We start from the raw sequence: 21,123 nt of genomic DNA, 5'->3' as shown, positions 1-21,123 counted from the left end.
CCCTATTATTTTATGGGCGCGTATTGTTATGGGCGCGACTGCACAAATCATCTTAACAGACGCAGATAACGTGTGTGTACCCAGCCTTCCGGATTCGAGGTGTAGTAACCTCCTACCGCTGGCTTCACCAGTTGCACAAACGTTGGGTGTATCACAGGAATAACGGGTAGCTGTTGAGCCAGAATGGTTTCAGCCTGTTGATAATAAGGCAGTCTGTCCGATTGCCTGGACTGATCTGCAGCCAGCTCAAGTTGCTTCTGGTAATCGGGGTTTACAAAAGGTCCGAATCCCTTTTCATTCTGAAGCGGAAGCAGGAATGCGGTTGCGTCGTTATATCCGGCCAGCCAGCTAAACAATGCCAGCTCATAATCCCTGTCAGCCAATGCTCTGGTAAAATCCTTCCAGTTCAGAAGCCGGACTTTTACCTGAATGCCAAGTACTGCCTGCCACTGGGTAACCATCTGGTTGAGCAGCCAGTCTGAGCCATTTTTTTTCGTGGTTGTCACCGTCAGCGCGACCTGACCAGGGTTTACTCCTGTATTCTTCATGTGAGTTCCGGCCTGATGATGTCTGTCAGCGCTGCTCAACAGTAAATGGCAATGTTTTTTGTCCGGACTGAACCCGCGAGTCAGGGGCGCAGTAAAGCTACAGGCAGGGCGAGCATGACTGTCAGGGTAGTTACTGTTAACCAGTGCAGTACGATCCAGCGCCAGAGACAACGCCCTTCTGAAATCGGCATTCGCCAGCAGAGGGTGCTTCTGGTTTGGCACCAGAATGGTGGTGGCCAGAGACTCATTTTCCATGGCTCGAATGAGATGTTCTGTTCTTGCTATGAGTTGGGCAGACGTTGTCAGGTGACTGGTAATATTGACGCTGCCTTCCCTGAAAGCTTCCAGCATCTTCAATTCATCCGGCTGAATCTGGTAAGTCACCTCCTGGATCGCCACCTGCTCCTTGCCATAGTAATGTGGGTTCTTCCTCAGCCTGATGGTTTTTCCGGGCGTTTCACTGATCAGCATGTAAGGACCATTACTGACTGGTTTATCAGAATGATGCTGTTTTGCCACAGGCAGAAAACTGGGAAAGGTCAGCAGTTCGAGAATATATGGAACCGGTTGCTGCAATTGAAGAACTAACTGATTATTCTCAGCTTTCACACCCAGAGCCTTGATATTCCCCGCCAAGGCTTCATCGGCACCGCTGAACTGCCCTGTCCTCAGGTACCAGCGATAGGTGGCCCTGACTTCCGGATCAGCCAGAGTACGAAAACTACGAACAAAATCCTCTGCTGTCACAGCTGAGCCGTCTGACCAGCGGATGCCTTCCCTCATGGTAAAGCGATAGGTTTTTCGGTCTGGGCTGATATCAACGTTTGCTGCCATACCGGGAACTGGTTCGCCAGAAGGATTCTGAACCATTAACCCTTCGTAAAGGTCTTTAAGCACCTGGGCGCCGGGACTGCCACCAAAATAATGGGGGTGCAGCTGTTTCGGCTGGTCTGGCAATCCCCGAACCAGAGTCTTTGACGGGGCAGCAAAACCGCTTGCAGAACTGAGGACAAAGACCCAGAAACACAGCACCCATTCACACAGAAAAGTTATTTTCATCCTCAGCGCATCCAGTAAAACCCATAGTTATATAGTTCAGGTTTCAGACTTTCGCAGGCTCTGCCCGCTTTTTAATCCAGCAGGCAAGGCGGTATAATGTCCTGTTTGATGAAGTATCAGGTTATCCCATGACCCCAAACACCAAAGCGCTGGCTCTGCAGGAAAAACTCAACGAATCCCTGAAAGAGATCTATACACTGTCACTGCGTGCTGATGAACAGATCGAGCAATACAAAAAGGACGACCAGGGCAAATTTTCAGCTATTTTCCAGAAGGACTCCGGTTTTAACGTCCAGGCCGACCACTTTCTCCCCTACCTGATTGAAGTCTCCGAAGACGTTCAGGCTCTCGCCGATGCCAGAGATGAAGAGCTGCCCGCAAGGCTGCAACCTGTTCTGCACAAAATTCAGCTGATGTCTGAGGTGTTACAGAAGTTTCACGAGATTGCCTGAAAGCATTAGCTTTGTGATAGAAGGCGCTGATTCCTGAGCGGAGTCAGCGTCATTAGTCAGCCGTTGTACGATTGGCCAGTTTTCTTAATATCTGAAAATTTTTCGGATGCTGATAAGCATCACTGACTAGCATAAATGCGGATTGGTCGAATTGGTATTAAAATGGACTTGGAAGAATAAGGGGTTACTTTTTTGGAAAATACCGCTATGCGTATAACAATGGTAAAAAAATTAATGGCAGACGGATTCCACTGCCAGAAATGCATTGATGTACAGGAACGATTGGAAGAATCCGGCTATATCAACCAGATTGATCATTTTGCAGATTATGTAGAAAACGACGCTGGCAGCGAAGGCGCTTTGCTGGCAGATTACTACCAGGTCGATAAAGCGCCCTTCTTTATCGTAGAAAAGGAAGGCAAGGAAACAGAGGTCTACACCATTTATTTCAAGCTGGTAAAGGATATTCTCGAAAAAACGGCGGCCTGAAAGCCGCCGGAGTCTGATATCACCACACTATAATTGACACTATATTGACACTACATTGACACCATATTGATGAACCTGATTAATGAACCGGATGGCTTGGCCTTAATGGCTCGGTAACTGCACACCGGAAAACAATTCCTCCACTTCCGCTTTGTTGTGACGTGAAATAGCGTCCTGAACCACTTCTTTCGTCAGGTGTGGAGCAAACTGCTGGATAAAATCGTACATAAACCCACGCAGGAAGGTTCCTCTGCGGAAGCCAATCTTGGTGACGCTGGGTTCAAACAGGTGGCTGGCATTAAGAGGCACCAGGTCAGAATCCAGTTCCGGGTCATAAGCCATACCGGCAATTATGCCGACGCCCAGATTCAAACGCACATAGGTTTTAATCACATCCGCATCGGTGGCAGTAAACACAACTCTTGGTGACAACCCTTCATTCATAAAGGCTTCATCCAGTTTTGAACGCCCGGTAAAGCCAAAGACGTAAGTCACCAGAGGATAGCGGGCAACATCCTGAAGGGTCAGCTCCGACACCTGTGTCAGAGGGTGATCCTTTGGAACAAGAATACAGCGGTTCCAGCGATAGCACGGCATCATTACCAGATCGTTAAACAGTTCCAGCGCTTCTGTTGCAATGGCAAAGTCAACAGTGCCATCTGCAGCCATTTCGGCAATTTGAATCGGCGTTCCCTGATGCATGTGCAGGGAGACATCGGGGTACTGGGCAATAAACCGGTTAATGATGTCAGGCAGGGCGTAACGAGCCTGAGTGTGCGTTGTGGCTATTGAAAGACTGCCCTTGCGTTCATCGCTGAACTCCTGGGCAACCTGTTTGATACTCTCAACTTTCCTTAAAATTTCACCGGCGGTTTCAATGATTTTTTCGCCTGCCGGGGTGATTCGCGTTAAATGCTTGCCGCTTCGGGCAAACACTTCAACACCGAGTTCATCTTCAAGTAATCGAATCTGTTTACTGATACCGGGCTGGGAAGTGTAAAGGCTCTGCGCTGTGGCTGAAACATTGAGGTCATGGTGAGCGACCTCCCAGATATAGCGCAGTTGTTGCAGCTTCATTTATGGCCTCCGGTCAAGCTTACTAAACCTATAGCGTGAAAAAGTTATTTTGTATTCTTAGTACTATACGGCATAAGCGAATAGCATTTAATTACTTTCAAGAATACAAGCCGGTCGCTACAGTTACCAGCAAATCATGCATTTATTATCATGATTTCAAACATCGCCTGAGCTACTTATAACTTTAGACCATATTTCATGGACGCATTACTCTACATTTCAGCAGGTGCCAGCGTGGGATTTGCAGTCGGTTTAACCGGTGTCGGAGGCGGATCATTGATGACTCCGCTACTGCTCGTTTTTGGTTTCCCGGCGCATATCGCCATCGGTACCGACCTTATGTATGCCGCGTTGACCAAAGGCAGTGGAGTGCTGACACATCACCGCCAGAAAAGCGTGGACTGGTTACTGGTCAAAGCCATGTGTGCAGGTAGTATTCCTACTACCATCGCGACCGTTATCATCCTGAAATACATGTTTGCCGGGAGCGATCATTATAGCCTGATCTTAACAACCTGCCTTGGTTTTATGCTTACTTTGACAGCTATAGTACTTTTCTTTCGCAACCGGCTGCTTTCAATATCATTCGGAGATAATGTGCAGCGGTCTGATCAGCAACGTTTGAAAATGACCGTTATGATGGGCGCACTTCTGGGCCTTCTCGTGACACTTTCATCCGTGGGTGCCGGAGCACTGGGTACAGCCATATTGCTTATCCTCTACCCGAAATTGTCTTCTGTAAAAGTCGTAGGTACTGATATAGCCCACGCGGTTCCGTTAACACTGGTCGCCGGGATTGGGCATATCTGGCTGGGCAATGTTGATTTTGCCCTGCTAGGCGTTTTGCTCGTCGGGTCACTACCTGCTGTTTATCTGGGCTCCCGCATTGGACGACATCTGCCAGATAAGGCAATGAGGATCATTCTTGCCAGTATCCTTCTCGTTCTTGGTATTCGATACCTGATTTAACGGTTACAGTGCTGTGACACAAAAATGTCAAAGTGAAATCCAGTTCACTTTTTCAGAAAAAGTTGCAGCCATCCTACCACATGAATTACAGTGGCGGGCTACCGTCCATCAAGCTATGTCAATTTTACTGTCATCAGACACACTGACTGGTCGGTACTTACCCCCCTAATAAGGGAGTAAAAGAGATAAAAGCCCCGGACTAGAGCATTATGACCCCATTACCCATTGAAAATCTTAATATTGAATCCCAGGAAGTACTGGTTACTCCAGAGCTGCTTAAGCAGGAAATACCCGTGAGTGAGGCTGCAGCCCGCACGGTTTCCGAAGGTCGCCAGGTGATTCGGGATATCATCGACGGTAAAGATCACCGACTGTTTATTGTTATTGGCCCCTGTTCAATTCACGACGTTGATGCGGCGCTGGATTATGCACAGCGCCTGAAAGCTCTCAGTGAAGAAGTGGGTGATACACTGTATCTGGTAATGCGGGTCTATTTTGAAAAGCCACGAACCACCGTGGGCTGGAAAGGCCTGATTAACGACCCTTACCTGAATGACTCATTTAAAATCGCTGATGGTCTTCATATTGGCAGGCGACTCCTGATGGATGTTGCCGAGATAGGTATGCCAACCGCGACGGAAGCTCTGGATCCTATTTCTCCACAGTACCTTCAGGATCTGGTGGCATGGTCAGCCATTGGCGCACGTACAACGGAATCACAGACCCACCGTGAAATGGCCAGCGGTCTCTCTTCTGCGGTCGGCTTCAAAAACGGTACCGATGGTAGCCTGGAAGTCGCCATTAATGCGCTGAACTCGGTATCAAAACCCCACCGCTTTCTGGGTATAAGCGGCAATGGTCAGGTAGCAGTGACCCGAACCAAGGGTAATCCATATGGTCACGTTGTTCTTCGTGGTGGAGGCGGCAAGCCAAATTATGATTCCGTCAGTGTGGCCATCTGTGAACAGGAACTGAATAAAGCCGGTATCGAACCCAATATAATGGTGGACTGCTCCCACGCCAACTCTAACAAAGATCCCGGTCTGCAACCTCTGGTTCTGGAAAATGTCGCCAACCAGATTATAGAAGGCAATGAGTCCATTGTTGGCCTGATGGTAGAGAGCAATATTGGCTGGGGAGCTCAGAAAATCAGCGACAACATGGAGTATGGCGTTTCTGTGACTGATGCCTGCATCGACTGGGAAACAACAGAAAACACTCTGCGTGCGATGCATAACAAGTTGAAAGACATCCTGCCTGCCCGTAAGCGCGCTCAGTAAAGAAATATACCGGAAAGGTTGATTATCTTTCCGGTTTTTTCCTGCCGAACTTAACCAAACAGATCAAACTGTGGTGAAGTCTTCTCACTGCTGCATTCAGTGTCAGTTTCTTCTTTGTCATCACCACTATTCTCAAGTAACAATGCCATCTGGGTTTCAGGCACTTCCTCTTCGATGTCTTCAAACGCACTGGTAGTTCCTGCCTTACGTTCGAGAGGCATATTACTGATGCGACGCTGGAGAATGGCAGAACAAATCGGACAGGCACCGACCAGCAGATGGTTGGTCAACACTTCATAGCGATACTCTCCATGCAGCACCTCCGTACACAGAGTGCGATCATCCCGGGACTCAATATCCAGATTCGCTTCCACCAGATGATAGTCACCTTCACTGGTGTCAGTGCTTTCTGCATTAATAGCCACGAAAAAATTAGACAGTATGGTTTGCTTGTATCGCTTCACGGGCTCTAAGTACCAAAATCAAGGTACTACTATCCAAGTACCGAATAAATGCCAGACAGAAAAGGCGGAAAACAATACACGATTATGCTCTCATGGCATACCTGTATCAGTAAGTTTAAGTAAAAATACAGCTGATCGTTATACGACAAAACGCCAGAAACTTCTTTCTACAAGACAATCTTCTACAAGACAATCTTCTACAAGACAATCACCCCCGATCAAAAGCCTGATACTGGATATTAAGAATAATCCAGATTTTATCCCCCTCCGGTGTTTTTACCACCACCTCATCATCTACCTGCCTGCCAATCAGTGCTTTTGCCATGGGCGAGTCAATGGTGATATGACCTTTACTGACATCAATCTCATCCGAGCCAACAATACGACACTGCAAAATGTCGCCGTCTTCATTTTCTATTTCAACCCAGGCACCAAAAAAGCATTTACCTTCCTGCTCGGGTGAATAGTCTACGACTTTTACCGTTTCAAGCCTTTTAGTCAGGAAACGAAGCCGACGATCTATGCTTCTGAGTTCGCGTTTGCCTTCTTTGTATTCCGCATTTTCTGAACGATCCCCCAGTGCCGCAGCTTCGGAAACAGCCTGGGTTACCTGTGGTCTCTTGACTTTCCATAGCCAGTCGAGCTCTTTCTGAAGGGCTTCTTTACCGGCGCGGGTAATCAGGTTGGACTTCATTGAACTGTCATTATCCGTTTATCATTTTCCAATGATCAATAGTACACGCCTCCTTATGATCTGTTCCAGACAATCAGTTACGTTCCGCAGAAATCCGGCAGTGAACGTTTAGTGGATTCTTACCCACTAATTTGGTTGAGAGGTTCCGAGCATTTTGGCAAACCTCGAATATGATTGGATATTTTAAGGAGGGTAGATTCATCAGGATTCAGGGCGCAAATAAAAATCTACAACCACCCAACTCAACGGCTATCTTAACCTCATCCAGTATGATTTAACCTGTTTCCATCATGAGGAACTCATTCAGAACTAGAATGAGAAAACCGTCTTATCAGGAGAAAGCTTTGGCTGTAGGAAAATATGCAAGAGTGACTAAATTACCGGTTTCACCGGTCGCGTCTAAGGTGTTAGTATCCTCGCTCATCGAAAGCTTCAACGAATTGAGAAATAAAGGCCTGTTGGGTTCGATATTAAATGAAGAATTTATTAAGTCCACTTCGGTCAGGTCTGATCGGAATATATCGAATAGTGATTCCAGACTCTTGAGTCTTGGAAGTTCATGGTTACTCCGTTGTGAATCGGCCCATGGCTATCATTATCATTCCTTCGAAGCTGATGACCCTGAGTTAAGTTACCGGAAAGTTTTATTCTTTTGTAATGCTGGTTTTACATTAGAATTTTTCGAAATAAATCATAAAACTGGGAAACCGATAAAAAACATGGGAGTAGAAAAATTTATTGCTTCCGAGCCATCTATTGTTGAGCTGGAATTCGATGGTCGTATTGTGCATCGTTTCCGACCTCTGCAAGGGGGGGCTTTATTTGCGTATTCAATTCACCTTAAGGATCTTTCTAACGACTGTAATGCGGCTGCCACCCAAACACACACAGTTTCAGGTTTACCACCTGAAACTCAATCCGTCATCTATGTGTAACCGGGTCTGCGAACCTCAGCCCCCCAGATAAAGAACTATTGACAATTTCCCCAGTTAACATCACCGGAATGAATTCGCTCGGCAGCCATATAATAAAGAACCTGCTGGCCCCTCACCTGATAATCACTTTCAGGATTTAACTTAAGGTTATCGCCAGTCACCTTGTCAGCAACGCCCAGAATCATGGCCTCATGTTCTGTTTTGAAGTAGCTCATCAGCCGGGAAAAGCTGACCGCTCCAAAGCCATCAGGCACAGAAATAGAAAACTGGGTCGGCCCTTCCAGCGTGGATAACAACTGCTCCTGAATACGGGAAGAACCCGGATCCTGTGCGGAACGTACCAGCATTTCCATAGAGATATCGGAGTGACACTCAATCTGGGGACAGTGCGATTTAAGGAGGTCAGCCATACCCTGAGTGTCAAACCTGGCAACGATATGGGCTTTCGTTCCCGTTGCCACCACAGTCAGGCAGGACGCCAGGGTTTTATCGTCATTGCCCCGGTAAATAATAATCCGGGACGCAGTCCGGATACCTGAGCGTTTAAGCAGGTCTTCGCTATGCAGATTTTCACCACGAACAAAGTGAACGGTATCCGGAAACGGGTTTTCCATTTCATCTGTTGCGCATAATACGACCTTGCGAGCAACCCTCCGGGTGTCTCCATAAATCAGGTTGACCATCTGTGGTGTATGTTCGGGATGCCAGCCAAGTATGACAATATGGTCATCGAACATGGAAAAGTCGCCCTTCCCCTGCATGCCTTTCCTCCAGAGATTGACAAACGTAGTGGACATTTTGCCCAGAAATGCAGCAAAAACAACCACAGCCCCCGGCATCATGAAAATAGCAGCCACCATCCGCCCACCCATGGTCTGCGGGCTTAAATCACCGTAACCAATGGTGGTCGCTGTCGTCACGAAATAATAAAACCAGACTCCGGGTTCTGTCAGTCCCTGCTCACCCGAGAGTTCCATTAAAAACCAGCTGCCAAAATACAGCGCGCACAAAAGTACCACAATGGAAAGCCAGGTTAACCTGAACAATTGCTGGTTCAAATAGAACAGCGTTGTCTTAAGTAGCTTTACCACATTCATCCGTCGTTTTAAGCTATTAAATCATGACAAGCATAACACTATCGTCTATATCTCATAAGTACTCGGCCATATGGAACCATACGGTTGAGTGTTTGAGCAAGAATCTTGCAAAAGTATCAGCAAGAGACAATCAGAACCCGGAATAAAAAATAACAGTAATAAGACTTATACACCTCTCACCGTTACAGACAGCAACCGGAGCGCATCAATGAGTCATAAACCATGGATACACCTGCCACTGCGGGAAGGCCAATGCTCCAGACAGGCGCACTGCGATCTTCCTGAAGGGACTTATGAACGGGAGCTTGGCCGCGAGGGTTTTTACGGCCCGGTTACACAGATGCATCACCGCCACCCACCAACAGCCTGGAGCCATTTTGAAGGCCCGCTACGCCCCCATGCCCTGGACTTGTCCCAACTGGACAGCACACAGGAATGCCCCTGGTCCGTCTCACCCTTCCTTTATAACCGGGATACAACCATTCGCTTCTGGTGCCTGTCACAATCTATGCAACACCTGGTGCGCAACAGTGATGGCGATGAGCTACTGTTTATTCACGAAGGTCAGGGCGAGTTTTTCTGCGATTATGGACACCTGTCTATTACAGAAGGTGACTATCTGGTTATACCCAGGGGGACAGCGTGGCGTATCGAAACGTCAGTACCCATTGCCATGCTGATGGTGGAAAACAAAGACGGCTGTTATCGTCTGCCAGACAAGGGCATCACTGGATATAATGCTATTTACGACCCTGCCGTACTGGATCATCCCGAAATCAATAACCAGTTCAAGGCTCAGCAGGATGAAAACGAGTGGCAGGTTCGCATCAAACGGCTCGATGCTATTTCTACCCTCACTTACCCTTTTAACCCTCTTGACGCCGTTGGCTGGCACGGAACCAACACAGTGATCAGGCTGAACTGGCGGGATATAAGACCGCTCACCAGTCACCGCTATCATTTACCCCCTTCCGTGCATACGACATTTGTCGGTCAGGGATTCGTTGTCTGCACCTTCTGCCCCCGCCCCATTGAAACAGACCCGAATGCTCTCAAAGTCCCCTTTTTCCATAACAATGATGACTTTGACGAAGTGATTTTTTATCACCAGGGTAATTTCTTCAGCCGTGACCACATAGATGCCGGTATGGTGACTTTTCACCCCTGTGGTTTTCCTCACGGACCACACCCCAAGGCTCTGAAAAAAAGCATGGAAGACCCGCAAACCTTCACTAACGAAGTGGCGGTTATGATCGACACCCGCCGACCGTTGTCACTGTCAACGCAGGCAGAGCAGGTTGACATCAAAGCCTATGCCGACTCATGGAAAAGCCCGGCCTCAACTGATAAAGACTGACAGGACGAATAAATGAAATTTGCCAGCTATAAATCCGGTCGTGACGGCCAATTGCACATAGTATCCAGAAACCTGAAGCGGGCTTTCCGCATCACGGATATTGCCCCTTCATTACGGGAATGTCTGGATAACTGGGAAACGCTCCTGCCCGACCTGCAAGAGCGTCACCAGCGCATCAATGCCGCTGGACAGGTTGACAACGCTAAACGTTTTCACACCCCTAGTTGCAGCGCACCTTTACCCAGAGCGACTCAATGGCTTGATGGCAGCGCCTACGTCAACCATGTAGAGCTGGCAAGAAAGACCCGTGGCGTTCCTATGCCAGACAGTTTCTGGACTGACCCACTTATGTACCAGGGGGGCTCCGACAACCTGTTAGGCCCCTGTGACCCTATCACTGCCAATCCGGACTGGGGCGTTGATTTTGAAGCAGAGCTTGCCATCATTACCGACGATGTGCCTATGGGGTGCAGTAAGGAGGAAGCACACCAGCATATTATGCTGGTGACGCTCTGTAACGACATTTCACTGCGCAACCTGATTCCGGATGAACTGGGCAAAGGCTTCGGTTTTGTCCAGAGCAAACCCCCCAGCAGCTTTGGCCCGGTAGCAGTTACCCCGGATGAACTGGGTGATTACTGGCAAGAGGGCAAACTCAGCCTGCCCATGCAGGTCTACCTGAATGACCGGCCTTTTGGACACCCTGACTGCGCAGTGGATATGACCTTCAACTTTCACGAACTGATAGCCCATGCCGCAAAAACCCGTCCACTTGGACGAGGTACCATTATTGGTTCAGGCACAGTGTCTAACAAAGATAAAAGCACCGGTTCATGCTGTCTGGTCGAACAGCGAATGCTGGAAATCATCGCCAACGGTCAGCCTCAAACTCCCTATTTAAAGCCTGGCGACAGGGTCAGAATTGAAATCACTACTCCGGATGGACAATCTCTGTTCGGTGCCATTGAGCAGACTTTTGCAGGCAACCACTGACACCCTGCTACTTTTAGCATTCTGACTGGTTAGAGGCTGAAGCATGCAAAGGCGATTTCGCACTTTGATCGTATTAAGCGGCGTTTTTTTTAATGCGCCTGTGCTGGCAACGTTCTCTTTTGACCCGCATATCGATTTTGGTCATGTTCCGGCCGGAGCTGAAAAAGTGATAACGACAATGCTCTGCAGCGATGACCCTGAAGACACTTTGCTTCTGAAAACGCCTCCAGAAGGTTTTCGTTTTCTGAAACATCCTTCAACCCTGAGTTTTTCTGAATCACGCTGCCATTATCTTGAGCTGGCTTTTTCTCCGGAAAGTTCAGGTGCTGAGTTCACCTATTATGGTAATCCTCCTGACGATCCGGATGATAACACCGCTCTTAAAGGGTTTGACCGCCATCACCAACAGGTAACTCTCACAACCCTGAGTGGAACAGGGCTAAGCCCCGCACAATGGAAAACTTTATACCCACCAGACCCTGACACATTTTACTATCACACGCACATGGATTTTTCCAAAGCAGAAGATTTTACAGGCAAGCCAGCACCAGTGATTGCCAGCGCAACATTCAGTTTATCTTCCGAAATCATCGTCAGTTTTAAAACGGGTAACCTTACAAAAATTCTTATGACCGACAGGAGAGGTAGCTGGGAGTGGAACCGCAGTCACAACCTACGTATGCTCACTGGATACTGTGCACTGGCTCTGTCTCCCGACAAACAATGGATTGCAGGTGGAGATGCACTTAACCATAAAGTGGATATGTACCATGCCTGGCTTTTTCCCACTGAAAAACTGAACCGTCTTTCACCCAGCTCCAGTTCCGTACAATCTACCTCCGACCATCGTGACAAACTCTACAGAGTTTGCAATACAGCTTTCAGCTCATCAGGTACACATCTTTTTACGCTGGGAGCCAGGGGGAAGCTGGTCAAATTCGATACCGAAGAGGTTCTTTCTTCAATGGACTCCAGCATGCCAACCTGGCTGACAGCCTGGAAATTCGATCAACTTAATGGCGAACTTGAACAGCCAACCAGCCAGACACAAGTGGGCCTCATAACACAAAATAACTATGCTCAGGCTCTCCATGGAATTGCAGTGACCAGAACATCTGCCGCAGACTTCGTGGTCGCCAGCCATCAACATCCCATAAAACACCCGCTGGATCGGTTTTATTTCGACTCAGACTCAGGTCAGCTCATACCTGTTAACCAGCTCAAACCAGATATTATTGCCGGTAAACTCGCCATGACAGCTAATGGTCAGTTTATTGCCATATCACCTTATCTATCAGGTCAGCCAGTAGAAATTCATCAATGCTATAGCACCGGATGCAATTTAATACAGAGAATTGACAAATATATCCAGAATGACCACCGCTTTGCACCTTCCGATGTTCAGTTCACTCATCGCTCCAGCTTACTGGGTGTCACTGAAACAGATGCAGACCGTCTGACGATACTGAAGCCCCGGTCAGATATGCAACGCTGGAAACTCCATCAGTCACTCAGGAAAGAGGATGGGCTGAGAACTCTGGTCAAACCAGACCAGCTGGAATTCGATAAAGATGACCAGTGGCTACTGGTCGTTTCACAATCCAGAATCCTGATTTTCGCCAGACTGAAGTCTAAAAAAGTAACACAGAAAATACACTGGCGGGTTACACCACAGTGGTGGAAAGACTATCTGGAAGCGCTGCGCGCAAATACAAAATCATCAGTAATAAAGCTATAAGGCGCGATGCCTGCTAACCTGCGAATTCAAAAGAAATACAGCCTGCCCCGTCATTAATAAACGGGCAAGTCGTACACCTGAACAGCCTATGATGATCCGGACTTCAGGACTGACCGTGACGTTCTACCAGCAAAGTCATACCATCCGCCCCAATGACAACGACTTGCGTACCGGCTTCAATCGTTTCACTGGCCTTCACTTTCCAGAGAGTATCACCAATCTGTACCCTGCCCTGACCATGGGTCAGGGGTTCAGAGACTTCCACCACCCTTCCGATCAGCTGAGCTGCACGATTATTAAGCTGTTGGTTGTCAGATCGCTCATTCACGCGACGAAACAGCTTCCAGTACGCCACGGTAAACATCAGGCTACCCAAGCCAAACCACACCAGTTGCCAGCTCCAGCTCAGGTCAGGAAAAAACCACAACAACCCGGACAGTAATAACCCGGCCAGCGCGGTACCTAACAAAAAGCCACCGGTTCCAAGGGCTTCCAGCCCCAGGAACAGAAAACCCACAATCAACCAGTGCCAGGGTTGTATAGACGACAGAAATTCCATCATGATAGTGCCGTTAATCTGTTATTGAAAACCAACCGCTCAGGACGGCTTATTACCCGATACTTCACTGAGCAGTTCCCTGATTCCTGCCAGAGAGCCAATCACACCACTGGCCTCAAGTGGCATCATGATCAGTTTGCTGTTATCAGCGGCTCCGACTTCTTTCAGAGCCTCAACGTACTTCTGTGCAACAAAGTAATTAATCGCCCGCTGATCACCACTGGCAATCGCCCGGGACACCGCCTCAGTTGCCCTGGCTTCGGCTTCGGCCAGCCGCTCCCGGGCTTCAGCTTCACGCTTGGCCGCTTCCAGTTCGCCTTCAGCCTGCAGGATCTGAGCCTGCTTTTGACCTTCTGCTACTTTAATAGCCGCTTCTCTGGCACCTTCAGCGTCAAGAATCTGTGCGCGCTTGTCCCGTTCCGCTTTCATCTGCCGGGCCATAGCTTCTACCAGATCGTTTGGGGGGGCTATATCGCGTAATTCTATACGGGTTACTTTCAACCCCCAGGGGTCAGTGGCTTCATCGACTTTAGCCAGCAACTGCCCGTTAATGCGATCCCGGTTAGACAGCATTTCGTCCAGCTCCATGGAACCAAGCACTGCACGAATATTCGTCATCACCAGATTTTGCATGGCTTTGGGGAGGTCGTTAACCTCATAAGACGCTTTCACCGCATCCTGTACCTGAAAGAAGCACACAGCATCCGTCGTCACCTGGGCATTGTCCGATGAAATCACTTCCTGCGGGGCAATATCGAGAACCTGCTCCATCATATTCATCTTGTTACCAACACTGTCAATCACCGGCACGATAACATGCAGGCCTGGCGGGAGCGTTTTCGTGTACTTTCCAAACCGTTCCACCGTGTAGTTATAACCTTGGGGAACCATCCTGACGCCAGTTGCAATGAGTACCGCAATCAGCAGAACAAACGCAATAGCAGTGATTTCAAACCCCATAACTCAACTCCTTCTGACTTTTTATCATGTCAGCGCAATGTTTCACTCATGGCCATTTAATTAAAAGAGTAACTAGCAACGTATTCTATGCCCTGCTGCACAGCGCGAAAAGGAATAAATGAGTGAATGATGAAACAGAATAAAATAGCTATGGGCAGAAGTATTGCGGCGAAAAGCCAGGTCGGGGAAGGTTCCCACTTCACGTTGCAGATTCAAGTAAAGTGGGAAACAAATGAATTTGCTGACCATGATCAGCAAGCTTGGGCAGGGGCGGTCATCAAACCGTCATTACTGAACCAGTTCCTGCTCGTCAAACTCACCTTCAAAAAGAGCGGTCGACAAATAGCGCTCTCCGGAATCCGGCAGTATCACAACCACCTTCTTACCTTTGTGAACCGGCTCCTCAGCTACTTTCAGGGCAGCCGCCACCGCAGCACCACTGGAAATACCGGCAAGAATACCTTCTTCACGCATCAGCCTGAGCGCCATGGTTATGGCCTCTTCATTACTGACCTGTTCAACCTGATCAACCATTGACAGATCCAGATTACCGGGAATAAAACCAGCACCAATACCCTGAATCTTGTGAGGGGCAGGTTTCACCTCCTGAGCAGTCAGCGTCTGGGTGATAACAGGCGATGCAGTTGGCTCTACGGCTACTGAAGTAATGTTCTTACCCCGAATCTCCTTGATGTAACGCGACACCCCGGTAATGGTGCCGCCAGTCCCGACACCTGCAACAAAAATATCAATCTCACCATCGGTATCGTTCCAGATTTCCGGGCCGGTGGTTTCTTCATGGATCTTTGGGTTGGCAGGGTTTTCAAACTGTTGCAACAACAAGTATTTTTCAGGGTCAGAGTCTGCGATTTCCTTAGCCTTTGCCACGGCACCAGCCATACCCTTAGCCGGTTCAGTCAGAATAATCCTGGCGCCAAGCGCCTTAATCACTTTCCGACGCTCCAGACTCATGGACGATGGCATAGTCAGGGTTAAAGGAATGCCTTTGGAAGACGCAACAAAGGCCAGGGCAATACCGGTATTACCACTGGTGGGTTCAACCAGCTCCATGCCTTCGCGCAGTTTACCGGAAGATTCCGCTTCCCATATCATGCTGGCACCAATACGACACTTAACGCTGTTAGCGGGGTTGCGTGATTCAATTTTTACATAAATCTCATGATCACCCGCAATACGATTCAATCGAACCAGCGGTGTATTGCCTATAGAGAGGGAGTTGTCTGCGAAAACCTTAGCCATTTTATTACCCCATAGTCGTTGATAATGACTTTTATAAAATAAGGCAATAATATCGCAGCTAAATATAAGTTGAAGGAATATATTATTATTAAATAATAACTAAATAGAATATCAATTATCTTTTTATTACCAAATGGTTTCGTGCTTCACAATGCAGCATTAAGCGATAACTGCCTGCTGATAGCAGAAGGACAATAAGGGGCAGCGGCCAGCTATCCGGCACCGAAAACCCTGCCAGTGATGCGAGAGCAATAATGAGCAGTGCGCTGATCCGAAAACCGTATTGATACCAGTATTCCCCATTAACCTGATACAGGGCATCAACGTTCAACTGCCATTTTCTGCAGGAATAATCCACCAGCAGTACACCGGCAATCGCAGAAAACAAAACTCCGGCTTTCTCCATAATTTGCAGATAATTATGAATCACCTCGGGCGTGCCAGACAGCCAGATGGCAGGAAGGCTGATCAGCAGCGTACAGGTAAAACGACTCACGGGCTCCAGTGTATGACTCAGCGATAAACCACCGGTATACAGATTGATGACATTAATCGTCCAGTTATCCATTACGATCAGGACAACAATGGCAGCCACCATCAGCAGACCGGGCTCAGCGCGCAAAACATTGTGGTAAAGATTGTCAGCGCTTCCCCCTACCACCATCATCAGCCAGGCACCCAGTCCTGCACCTAATACTACGCCACATAACGCCCCGGACATGGCTCCTGCCCACAGACACCGGCGGTTCTTTACATAACGAACCAGGTCGGCAGAGTCTGTGACATTCGTGAGCATGCTGCCCACAACAGCATTAAACCAGAGCATTACCAGTAGCCAGTCATTGCCTGCCGGTAAGTGGAACCAGTTATTACTCGCAGAGGGCTGCTTCCAGAGCAAGGCAACAATGATTATCAGACACAGAATCTTCAGCGGCAAAGCTCTGCTAAACACCCCCTGCAACCAGCGATAGCCCACCAGCGCCACCGCCACCTGTAAAACGGCAAAAAGCAGAGCCACCGTTGTCAGTGGCAGAATTATATCGAAGTACTCTGACAAGATGGCAGTCAGCGCCAGACTGCTCACCAGGGTCTGAAAAGCAAACCAGTAAACCGAACATACTGCCCTTAATGGCGACGTCAGCCAGCGCCCTCCCCTGACACCAAGGGCTGTTCGACAGGCCATTTGTCCCGTTAAACCGTAATCCACCCCCATTCTCGCCATCACCAGCAGGGCGACCATGGCAACAAACAGAGCGACCACCTGGGTAATGACCACAGCGATAAACGATAAACCTCCGGCTACGCCAAGAGCCGCAGAATAAATAGAGGCAGGATTGACCAGAAAATTGGTCATTATCACAAACAGGTCATAACTACCTGCTTGCCGCAGATTTTCCGGTACAGGCTGGGTACCATAGACTTCAATCTCAGGCATGAAACGGGTAATCAACGATCTCAAACTACTACTTCCTGAACCAGGTTCCCAGACCAACAAAGGACATCAGGATAGAACAGCAGACCGGTTTACGCTTTAAAAGTGAACTCTAAGAGGCCATCTGAAAAGAGAGTCATGAGGAGCTGACCGTTGAAGCCCTCGCAATAGCCCGCTTTTGCACGTCATTCGCCCTTGCTCTGGTATCCAGCCTGCTATGCCCGTTATGGTGGTCAGAAAACAGGGTGGTATGGACTTGTCAGATTAGCGGTTGACAGTCATAAAAATCAGCTATATTATTCGTTAGGACTAAACTAACTATATTGAAAGAGGTTAATTTTTGAGGCAGCAGAAGAAACTGAGTGAAATATTGCACATTTTCATGGAAAAACATGCTAAGTGCGCATTTCAGGTCATTGAAGATCTGGGTGCGGCTGATTTAACGGCCAAACAATTTTTTTACCTGGAGACAATCGACAAAACGCCTGACCTGACCACCAGTCAATTTGCAAAACTACTGAACATTACAAAGCCATCAGTAACCGAAATCATCAATAAGCTGCATAAGGCAGGCTGTATCTATAGAAAAAAAGACCCTAATGACGGGCGAGTACACTTCATTGAATTGACTGATAAGGGCAAAAAGGTAGCCAGATATAAGTCACTGGCCCAGGAAGATCTGGCCATTGAGATATGTGACGTTTTAACTGACAGGGAAGCAAATCAGTTTATGGAATTTTTGATAGAAATTACAAAAGATCATTAAGTTTTTTTGTAATTCTTATTGATTTTTTTATTTAACTAGTTAGTTAGACATTATCTAACTACTAAAGTGTTTAATCTGACCAGAAATTTAAGGTTCTACTATGAAAAACCGGATTTGTGAAGTTCTTAATATTGAAAAGCCCATTATCCAGGCACCAATGCTTTGGGTGACATCTGCCGAGATGGTTGCGGCGGTATCTGAAGCAGGAGGCCTTGGCACTTACGGTTTTAATGGCGGCTACGATACAAAAGTCACCTCAGTTGAGGAAACCGCTGAAAGAATGCGTACTCAAATCAGGAAGATTAAGAAACTCACGAACAAGCCATTTGCTTTTAACTATGTGTTGCCATTTGACGGAATTGACTTCTTCGGTGATGCCTGCCTGCAGGTAGCAATTGAAGAAGAAGTCATGCACGTTGTTGCAGCTGGCTATGTAACTGAAAGTGCAGTTAAGAAATTAAAAGACTATGGTATGAAGGTTATCGCCAGACCGGTGAACCCAACCATTGAACAAGCGCAGCTGGCTGAACGTGCCGGAGCAGACGTGATCGTAGCAACCGGATTTGATGAAGGCGGTTCTGCGCCAATGAATACTCTCGGAACGATGTCCATTGTTCCGGTTATTGCTGACTCTGTTGATATCCCTGTATTAGCAGCCGGTGGTATTGTTGACTCGCGCGGCGTTAAGGCTTCCTTTGCCCTGGGTGCAGAAGGTGTATTTGTTGGTACTGCATTTATTACAAGCGAAGAGAGCCCGGCGTCTCAAATCACCAAAGACGCAATCATCAAATTCGAATCTGAAGAAACAGTAACATTAAAAACGGCTTACGGTCATGAGCGCTGCCTGACAACCCAGTCAGTTACTGATTACATGGAAAATCAAACCGCTGAGCTGAAAGATAACGAAGCCATTGTAGAAAAAATTACCCAGACGTTTTTGGATGGATTCATTAAAGGAAGACTGGACAAAGGGTTTATTTCTGTTAGTGCGGCAGTCAGCCTGATTAAAGAAATTAAAACCTGTAAGGAAATTGTCAGCGACCTGTACTCAGGCGTTCCGGTTGCAGTCTGATGTTTGAAACAGTCTTTGGTAATCAAACCACCTGAGTTGTGTGATTCATAGACATCATTTCAACTTTGTAGACTGGATGCTGAATACGATTCAATACTGGTTCGTATTCAGCTTCTGTCGTCTCTTAAGAAGAACCATCGTCATCCCCGCGAAGTTGGGACAGATATTGCGGCACAACCCGGGTAGCAGGCCCATGCACCGCTTCCAGAAATGCATCACGGGTTTCACTGGGCTCAAGGTTCAGCTCTACCGTATGAGCGCCAGCTGCCAATGCCTCCTGACAGAAACCGGCAGCCGGATAGACGTTGCCGGAAGTACCAATTGAGATAAACAGGTCACAGCGTGACAGCGCGTCGTAAATCCGTTCCATCTCCAGAGGCATCTCTCCAAACCAGACAATATGAGGGCGCAGGTTACCCGGTTTGTGACAACAGGGGCATTCCGTTTCCAGCGTTACATCCTGTTTCCACTCAAAAACCTGTTCGGTATCCTGACACCGTACTTTGTACAGCTCACCATGCAGATGAATCAGGTGACGACTGCCCGCGCGTTCATGGAGGTCGTCTACATTCTGGGTCACCAGAAGAAATTCACCATCAAACGTTTTCTCAAAATCAGCCAGAGCCAGATGCGCCTGATTAACGTCAACTTCACTCAACTGCTGGCGGCGCTGGTTATAGAAAGTCTGTACCAGTGCCGGATTGCGGTAGTAACCCTCAGGCGTGGCAACTTCTTCAACTGGATGATTTTCCCACAAGCCGTCACTGGCGCGGAAGGTACGAATACCGGATTCCGCCGAAATACCTGCACCTGTTAAAACGACAATAGACTTATACTTTGACATATCTCCGGCTCATTCTGTTTATAAACTGGTTTCCATAAATATAATTTCATTAACAGGAGTTAGCGGGGCATCTTCAGATGCGTTGACTGAAACGGTCTGATAATGACCTGATAAACCCATATACACCAGAGCCTGCTCACTCAACCTGATAGAATCTGCCAAAAGTACCTGAAAGCGCAACTCGGCGGTTTCCGGACTGGTAAACCGAAGTGAATACAACCGCGATCGCCCATCAAGCTGTGTTATAACCCTTCGCAGTAGCTCAGCATCCTCCTGTAATAGCCGGGTGCCATCGTGATGCAAAGTAATACCCACAAACCAATTCGAAAGCTTCTGGTAACCGGCTATAAAGGCAAGGGCGTAACCAGTGATGGTAGAACCGATACAGGAACCTGCATAAGCACCCGGAGCCCCACTAAGGGCACCCGGAAGCCACCATAAGGCTGTGCAAAAGCCAAAACCACAACGAAAATACCATGACTTTAAAGCTTTTGCAGGACTGCAATAGGACATCTTCGCGGTTTCTGCGCTGAACAGTTGCCTATGCTCTCTCTTTCTCAGCCCGGCCAGGATATGTGCCATCAGGGCAATCTGTTGATTCAGGGCGTTTATCTGATCACCTGTCATCAACCGCTCCTGGTGGAACGCATTATTCTCCGGAAGGAGTTGGAGGGTTTGAGAGGCTCCGTCAGGCATTGTGAAATGGCCTTCAACTCTCACCTCTTCTAACTGAGACACGGGTTCGTGCCGCTGAGCAATGGGGGCTGTTCTGACGCATCCACAGGCATTACCACGATGTTCCAGACACTGCCGCTGCGGGTTGCTGAGGCGGCTTGCTACTGACTCAGAAGGAGCAGAGTCAGCTCCCCGGTCTGTACCCCTACTGAGCCTGAAAGGAATGGTTATTTGATCTTCAGTATCAAAGATAATCTTCAGCCAATACCTGTACTGAAACTGGGCAAAAACAGGCAGTGGATTTAAAAGCAGAAAAAGGCAAATAGCTGAACCCAGCCACCTGCCCCAGTGTTTCGGAATACTATACCTCATAAGAGCAATGCCCCATAACAGCAATGCCCCA

General features: G+C 48.0%; 21 protein-coding genes. 10 read left to right on the top strand and 11 right to left on the bottom strand.

Annotation, left to right across the window (positions count from 1 at the left end):
• Positions 1-47 precede the first annotated feature (47 nt).
• Entirely contained in the window at positions 48-1,607 is a 1,560-nt protein-coding gene (locus NX722_RS06960; RefSeq protein WP_262567357.1) for a peptide ABC transporter substrate-binding protein, read from the bottom strand.
• A gap of 128 nt (positions 1,608-1,735) precedes the next feature.
• Between NX722_RS06960 and NX722_RS06955 the strand changes: the two genes are divergently transcribed.
• Entirely contained in the window at positions 1,736-2,059 is a 324-nt protein-coding gene (locus tag NX722_RS06955) for a hypothetical protein (RefSeq protein ID WP_262567356.1), read from the top strand.
• A gap of 192 nt (positions 2,060-2,251) precedes the next feature.
• Positions 2,252-2,548: a hypothetical protein gene (locus NX722_RS06950; RefSeq protein ID WP_262567355.1), complete on the top strand. Its 297-nt coding sequence runs from the start codon at positions 2,252-2,254 to the stop codon at positions 2,546-2,548.
• Positions 2,549-2,650: 102 nt separating this feature from the next.
• Here NX722_RS06950 and cysB read toward each other — a convergent pair whose 3' ends face one another.
• Positions 2,651-3,625: an HTH-type transcriptional regulator CysB gene (cysB, locus tag NX722_RS06945; protein ID WP_262567354.1), complete on the bottom strand. Its 975-nt coding sequence runs from the start codon at positions 3,623-3,625 to the stop codon at positions 2,651-2,653.
• A gap of 198 nt (positions 3,626-3,823) precedes the next feature.
• On the opposite strand from cysB, the gene NX722_RS06940 reads away from it, so the two are divergent.
• Together NX722_RS06940 and NX722_RS06935 are read left to right on the top strand one after the other, a co-directional pair.
• Positions 3,824-4,594, top strand: a complete 771-nt coding sequence (locus NX722_RS06940) for a sulfite exporter TauE/SafE family protein (RefSeq protein ID WP_262567353.1) — start codon at positions 3,824-3,826, stop codon at positions 4,592-4,594.
• A gap of 209 nt (positions 4,595-4,803) precedes the next feature.
• Positions 4,804-5,874, top strand: coding sequence for a 3-deoxy-7-phosphoheptulonate synthase (locus tag NX722_RS06935; protein WP_262567352.1), 1,071 nt, complete (start codon positions 4,804-4,806; stop codon positions 5,872-5,874).
• Positions 5,875-5,924: 50 nt separating this feature from the next.
• On the opposite strand, the gene NX722_RS06930 is transcribed toward NX722_RS06935, so the two are convergent.
• A complete protein-coding gene (locus tag NX722_RS06930; RefSeq protein WP_262567351.1) occupies positions 5,925-6,338 on the bottom strand; it encodes a hypothetical protein in 414 nt (137 codons plus the stop codon).
• Positions 6,339-6,546: 208 nt separating this feature from the next.
• Positions 6,547-7,032 carry a transcription elongation factor GreB gene (greB, locus tag NX722_RS06925; RefSeq protein ID WP_262567350.1) on the bottom strand — a complete coding sequence of 162 codons (486 nt, stop codon included), beginning with the start codon at positions 7,030-7,032 and terminating at the stop codon, positions 6,547-6,549.
• Between the two features lie 344 nt (positions 7,033-7,376).
• Here greB and NX722_RS06920 point away from each other — a divergent pair, with 344 nt between their 5' ends.
• Positions 7,377-7,967: a hypothetical protein gene (locus NX722_RS06920; protein WP_262567349.1), complete on the top strand. Its 591-nt coding sequence runs from the start codon at positions 7,377-7,379 to the stop codon at positions 7,965-7,967.
• A 35-nt stretch (positions 7,968-8,002) separates the two neighbouring features.
• Here the strand turns inward: NX722_RS06920 and NX722_RS06915 are convergent, their stop codons facing one another.
• Entirely contained in the window at positions 8,003-9,064 is a 1,062-nt protein-coding gene (locus NX722_RS06915; protein ID WP_407647964.1) for a potassium channel family protein, read from the bottom strand.
• Positions 9,065-9,272: 208 nt separating this feature from the next.
• Between NX722_RS06915 and NX722_RS06910 the strand changes: the two genes are divergently transcribed.
• Genes NX722_RS06910 through NX722_RS06900 form a run of 3 tightly spaced genes read left to right on the top strand, consistent with a single transcriptional unit; the run spans position 9,273 to position 13,152 of the window.
• Positions 9,273-10,421 (top strand): homogentisate 1,2-dioxygenase, encoded by a 1,149-nt coding sequence (locus NX722_RS06910; RefSeq protein ID WP_262567347.1) that lies wholly within the window; start codon positions 9,273-9,275, stop codon positions 10,419-10,421.
• Positions 10,422-10,433: 12 nt separating this feature from the next.
• On the top strand, positions 10,434-11,414 hold the full coding sequence (locus tag NX722_RS06905) for a fumarylacetoacetate hydrolase family protein (protein WP_262567346.1): 981 nt from the start codon (positions 10,434-10,436) through the stop codon (positions 11,412-11,414).
• A gap of 43 nt (positions 11,415-11,457) precedes the next feature.
• On the top strand, positions 11,458-13,152 hold the full coding sequence (locus tag NX722_RS06900; RefSeq protein ID WP_262567345.1) for a hypothetical protein: 1,695 nt from the start codon (positions 11,458-11,460) through the stop codon (positions 13,150-13,152).
• Positions 13,153-13,255: 103 nt separating this feature from the next.
• Here the strand turns inward: NX722_RS06900 and NX722_RS06895 are convergent, their stop codons facing one another.
• The 4 genes from NX722_RS06895 to NX722_RS06880 all read right to left on the bottom strand — a co-directional run bounded on the left by NX722_RS06895 (position 13,256) and on the right by NX722_RS06880 (position 17,390).
• Positions 13,256-13,714: an NfeD family protein gene (locus NX722_RS06895; RefSeq protein WP_262567344.1), complete on the bottom strand. Its 459-nt coding sequence runs from the start codon at positions 13,712-13,714 to the stop codon at positions 13,256-13,258.
• A gap of 36 nt (positions 13,715-13,750) precedes the next feature.
• Positions 13,751-14,671 (bottom strand): SPFH domain-containing protein, encoded by a 921-nt coding sequence (locus tag NX722_RS06890; protein WP_262567343.1) that lies wholly within the window; start codon positions 14,669-14,671, stop codon positions 13,751-13,753.
• Between the two features lie 288 nt (positions 14,672-14,959).
• Positions 14,960-15,931 carry a cysteine synthase A gene (gene cysK, locus NX722_RS06885; RefSeq protein ID WP_262567342.1) on the bottom strand — a complete coding sequence of 324 codons (972 nt, stop codon included), beginning with the start codon at positions 15,929-15,931 and terminating at the stop codon, positions 14,960-14,962.
• Between the two features lie 115 nt (positions 15,932-16,046).
• A complete protein-coding gene (locus NX722_RS06880; RefSeq protein ID WP_262567341.1) occupies positions 16,047-17,390 on the bottom strand; it encodes a purine-cytosine permease family protein in 1,344 nt (447 codons plus the stop codon).
• A gap of 355 nt (positions 17,391-17,745) precedes the next feature.
• Between NX722_RS06880 and NX722_RS06875 the strand changes: the two genes are divergently transcribed.
• Positions 17,746-18,129, top strand: a complete 384-nt coding sequence (locus NX722_RS06875) for a MarR family winged helix-turn-helix transcriptional regulator (RefSeq protein WP_262567340.1) — start codon at positions 17,746-17,748, stop codon at positions 18,127-18,129.
• Positions 18,130-18,229: 100 nt separating this feature from the next.
• A complete protein-coding gene (locus tag NX722_RS06870) occupies positions 18,230-19,201 on the top strand; it encodes an NAD(P)H-dependent flavin oxidoreductase (RefSeq protein ID WP_262567339.1) in 972 nt (323 codons plus the stop codon).
• A 124-nt stretch (positions 19,202-19,325) separates the two neighbouring features.
• Here NX722_RS06870 and cobB read toward each other — a convergent pair whose 3' ends face one another.
• Both cobB and NX722_RS06860 read right to left on the bottom strand, forming a co-directional pair.
• A complete protein-coding gene (cobB, locus tag NX722_RS06865) occupies positions 19,326-20,045 on the bottom strand; it encodes a Sir2 family NAD+-dependent deacetylase (RefSeq protein WP_262567338.1) in 720 nt (239 codons plus the stop codon).
• Between the two features lie 18 nt (positions 20,046-20,063).
• Entirely contained in the window at positions 20,064-21,092 is a 1,029-nt protein-coding gene (locus tag NX722_RS06860; protein WP_262567337.1) for a hypothetical protein, read from the bottom strand.
• Between the last annotated feature and the right edge of the window lie 31 nt (positions 21,093-21,123).

The sequence above is a fragment of the Endozoicomonas gorgoniicola genome (assembly GCF_025562715.2).
Taxonomy (GTDB): domain Bacteria; phylum Pseudomonadota; class Gammaproteobacteria; order Pseudomonadales; family Endozoicomonadaceae; genus Endozoicomonas_A; species Endozoicomonas_A gorgoniicola.
The sequence above is the reverse complement of the archived record's forward strand: the minus strand, read 5'-3'. Positions and strand labels throughout refer to the sequence as shown.

Excerpts from the sequence above, each read along its gene's own strand:
- NX722_RS06910 (WP_262567347.1), top strand. The coding sequence starts at position 9,273 with ATGAGTCATAAACCATGGATACACCTGCCACTGCGGGAAGGCCAATGC.
- NX722_RS06860 (WP_262567337.1), bottom strand. The coding sequence starts at position 21,092 with ATGAGGTATAGTATTCCGAAACACTGGGGCAGGTGGCTGGGTTCAGCT.
- NX722_RS06935 (WP_262567352.1), top strand. The coding sequence starts at position 4,804 with ATGACCCCATTACCCATTGAAAATCTTAATATTGAATCCCAGGAAGTA.
- greB (WP_262567350.1), bottom strand. The coding sequence starts at position 7,032 with ATGAAGTCCAACCTGATTACCCGCGCCGGTAAAGAAGCCCTTCAGAAA.
- NX722_RS06905 (WP_262567346.1), top strand. The coding sequence starts at position 10,434 with ATGAAATTTGCCAGCTATAAATCCGGTCGTGACGGCCAATTGCACATA.
- NX722_RS06940 (WP_262567353.1), top strand. The coding sequence starts at position 3,824 with ATGGACGCATTACTCTACATTTCAGCAGGTGCCAGCGTGGGATTTGCA.
- NX722_RS06900 (WP_262567345.1), top strand. The coding sequence starts at position 11,458 with ATGCAAAGGCGATTTCGCACTTTGATCGTATTAAGCGGCGTTTTTTTT.
- NX722_RS06895 (WP_262567344.1), bottom strand. The coding sequence starts at position 13,714 with ATGATGGAATTTCTGTCGTCTATACAACCCTGGCACTGGTTGATTGTG.
- cysK (WP_262567342.1), bottom strand. The coding sequence starts at position 15,931 with ATGGCTAAGGTTTTCGCAGACAACTCCCTCTCTATAGGCAATACACCG.
- NX722_RS06955 (WP_262567356.1), top strand. The coding sequence starts at position 1,736 with ATGACCCCAAACACCAAAGCGCTGGCTCTGCAGGAAAAACTCAACGAA.
- cobB (WP_262567338.1), bottom strand. The coding sequence starts at position 20,045 with ATGTCAAAGTATAAGTCTATTGTCGTTTTAACAGGTGCAGGTATTTCG.
- NX722_RS06915 (WP_407647964.1), bottom strand. The coding sequence starts at position 9,064 with ATGAATGTGGTAAAGCTACTTAAGACAACGCTGTTCTATTTGAACCAG.
- NX722_RS06875 (WP_262567340.1), top strand. The coding sequence starts at position 17,746 with ATGGAAAAACATGCTAAGTGCGCATTTCAGGTCATTGAAGATCTGGGT.
- NX722_RS06870 (WP_262567339.1), top strand. The coding sequence starts at position 18,230 with ATGAAAAACCGGATTTGTGAAGTTCTTAATATTGAAAAGCCCATTATC.
- NX722_RS06960 (WP_262567357.1), bottom strand. The coding sequence starts at position 1,607 with ATGAAAATAACTTTTCTGTGTGAATGGGTGCTGTGTTTCTGGGTCTTT.
- NX722_RS06890 (WP_262567343.1), bottom strand. The coding sequence starts at position 14,671 with ATGGGGTTTGAAATCACTGCTATTGCGTTTGTTCTGCTGATTGCGGTA.
- cysB (WP_262567354.1), bottom strand. The coding sequence starts at position 3,625 with ATGAAGCTGCAACAACTGCGCTATATCTGGGAGGTCGCTCACCATGAC.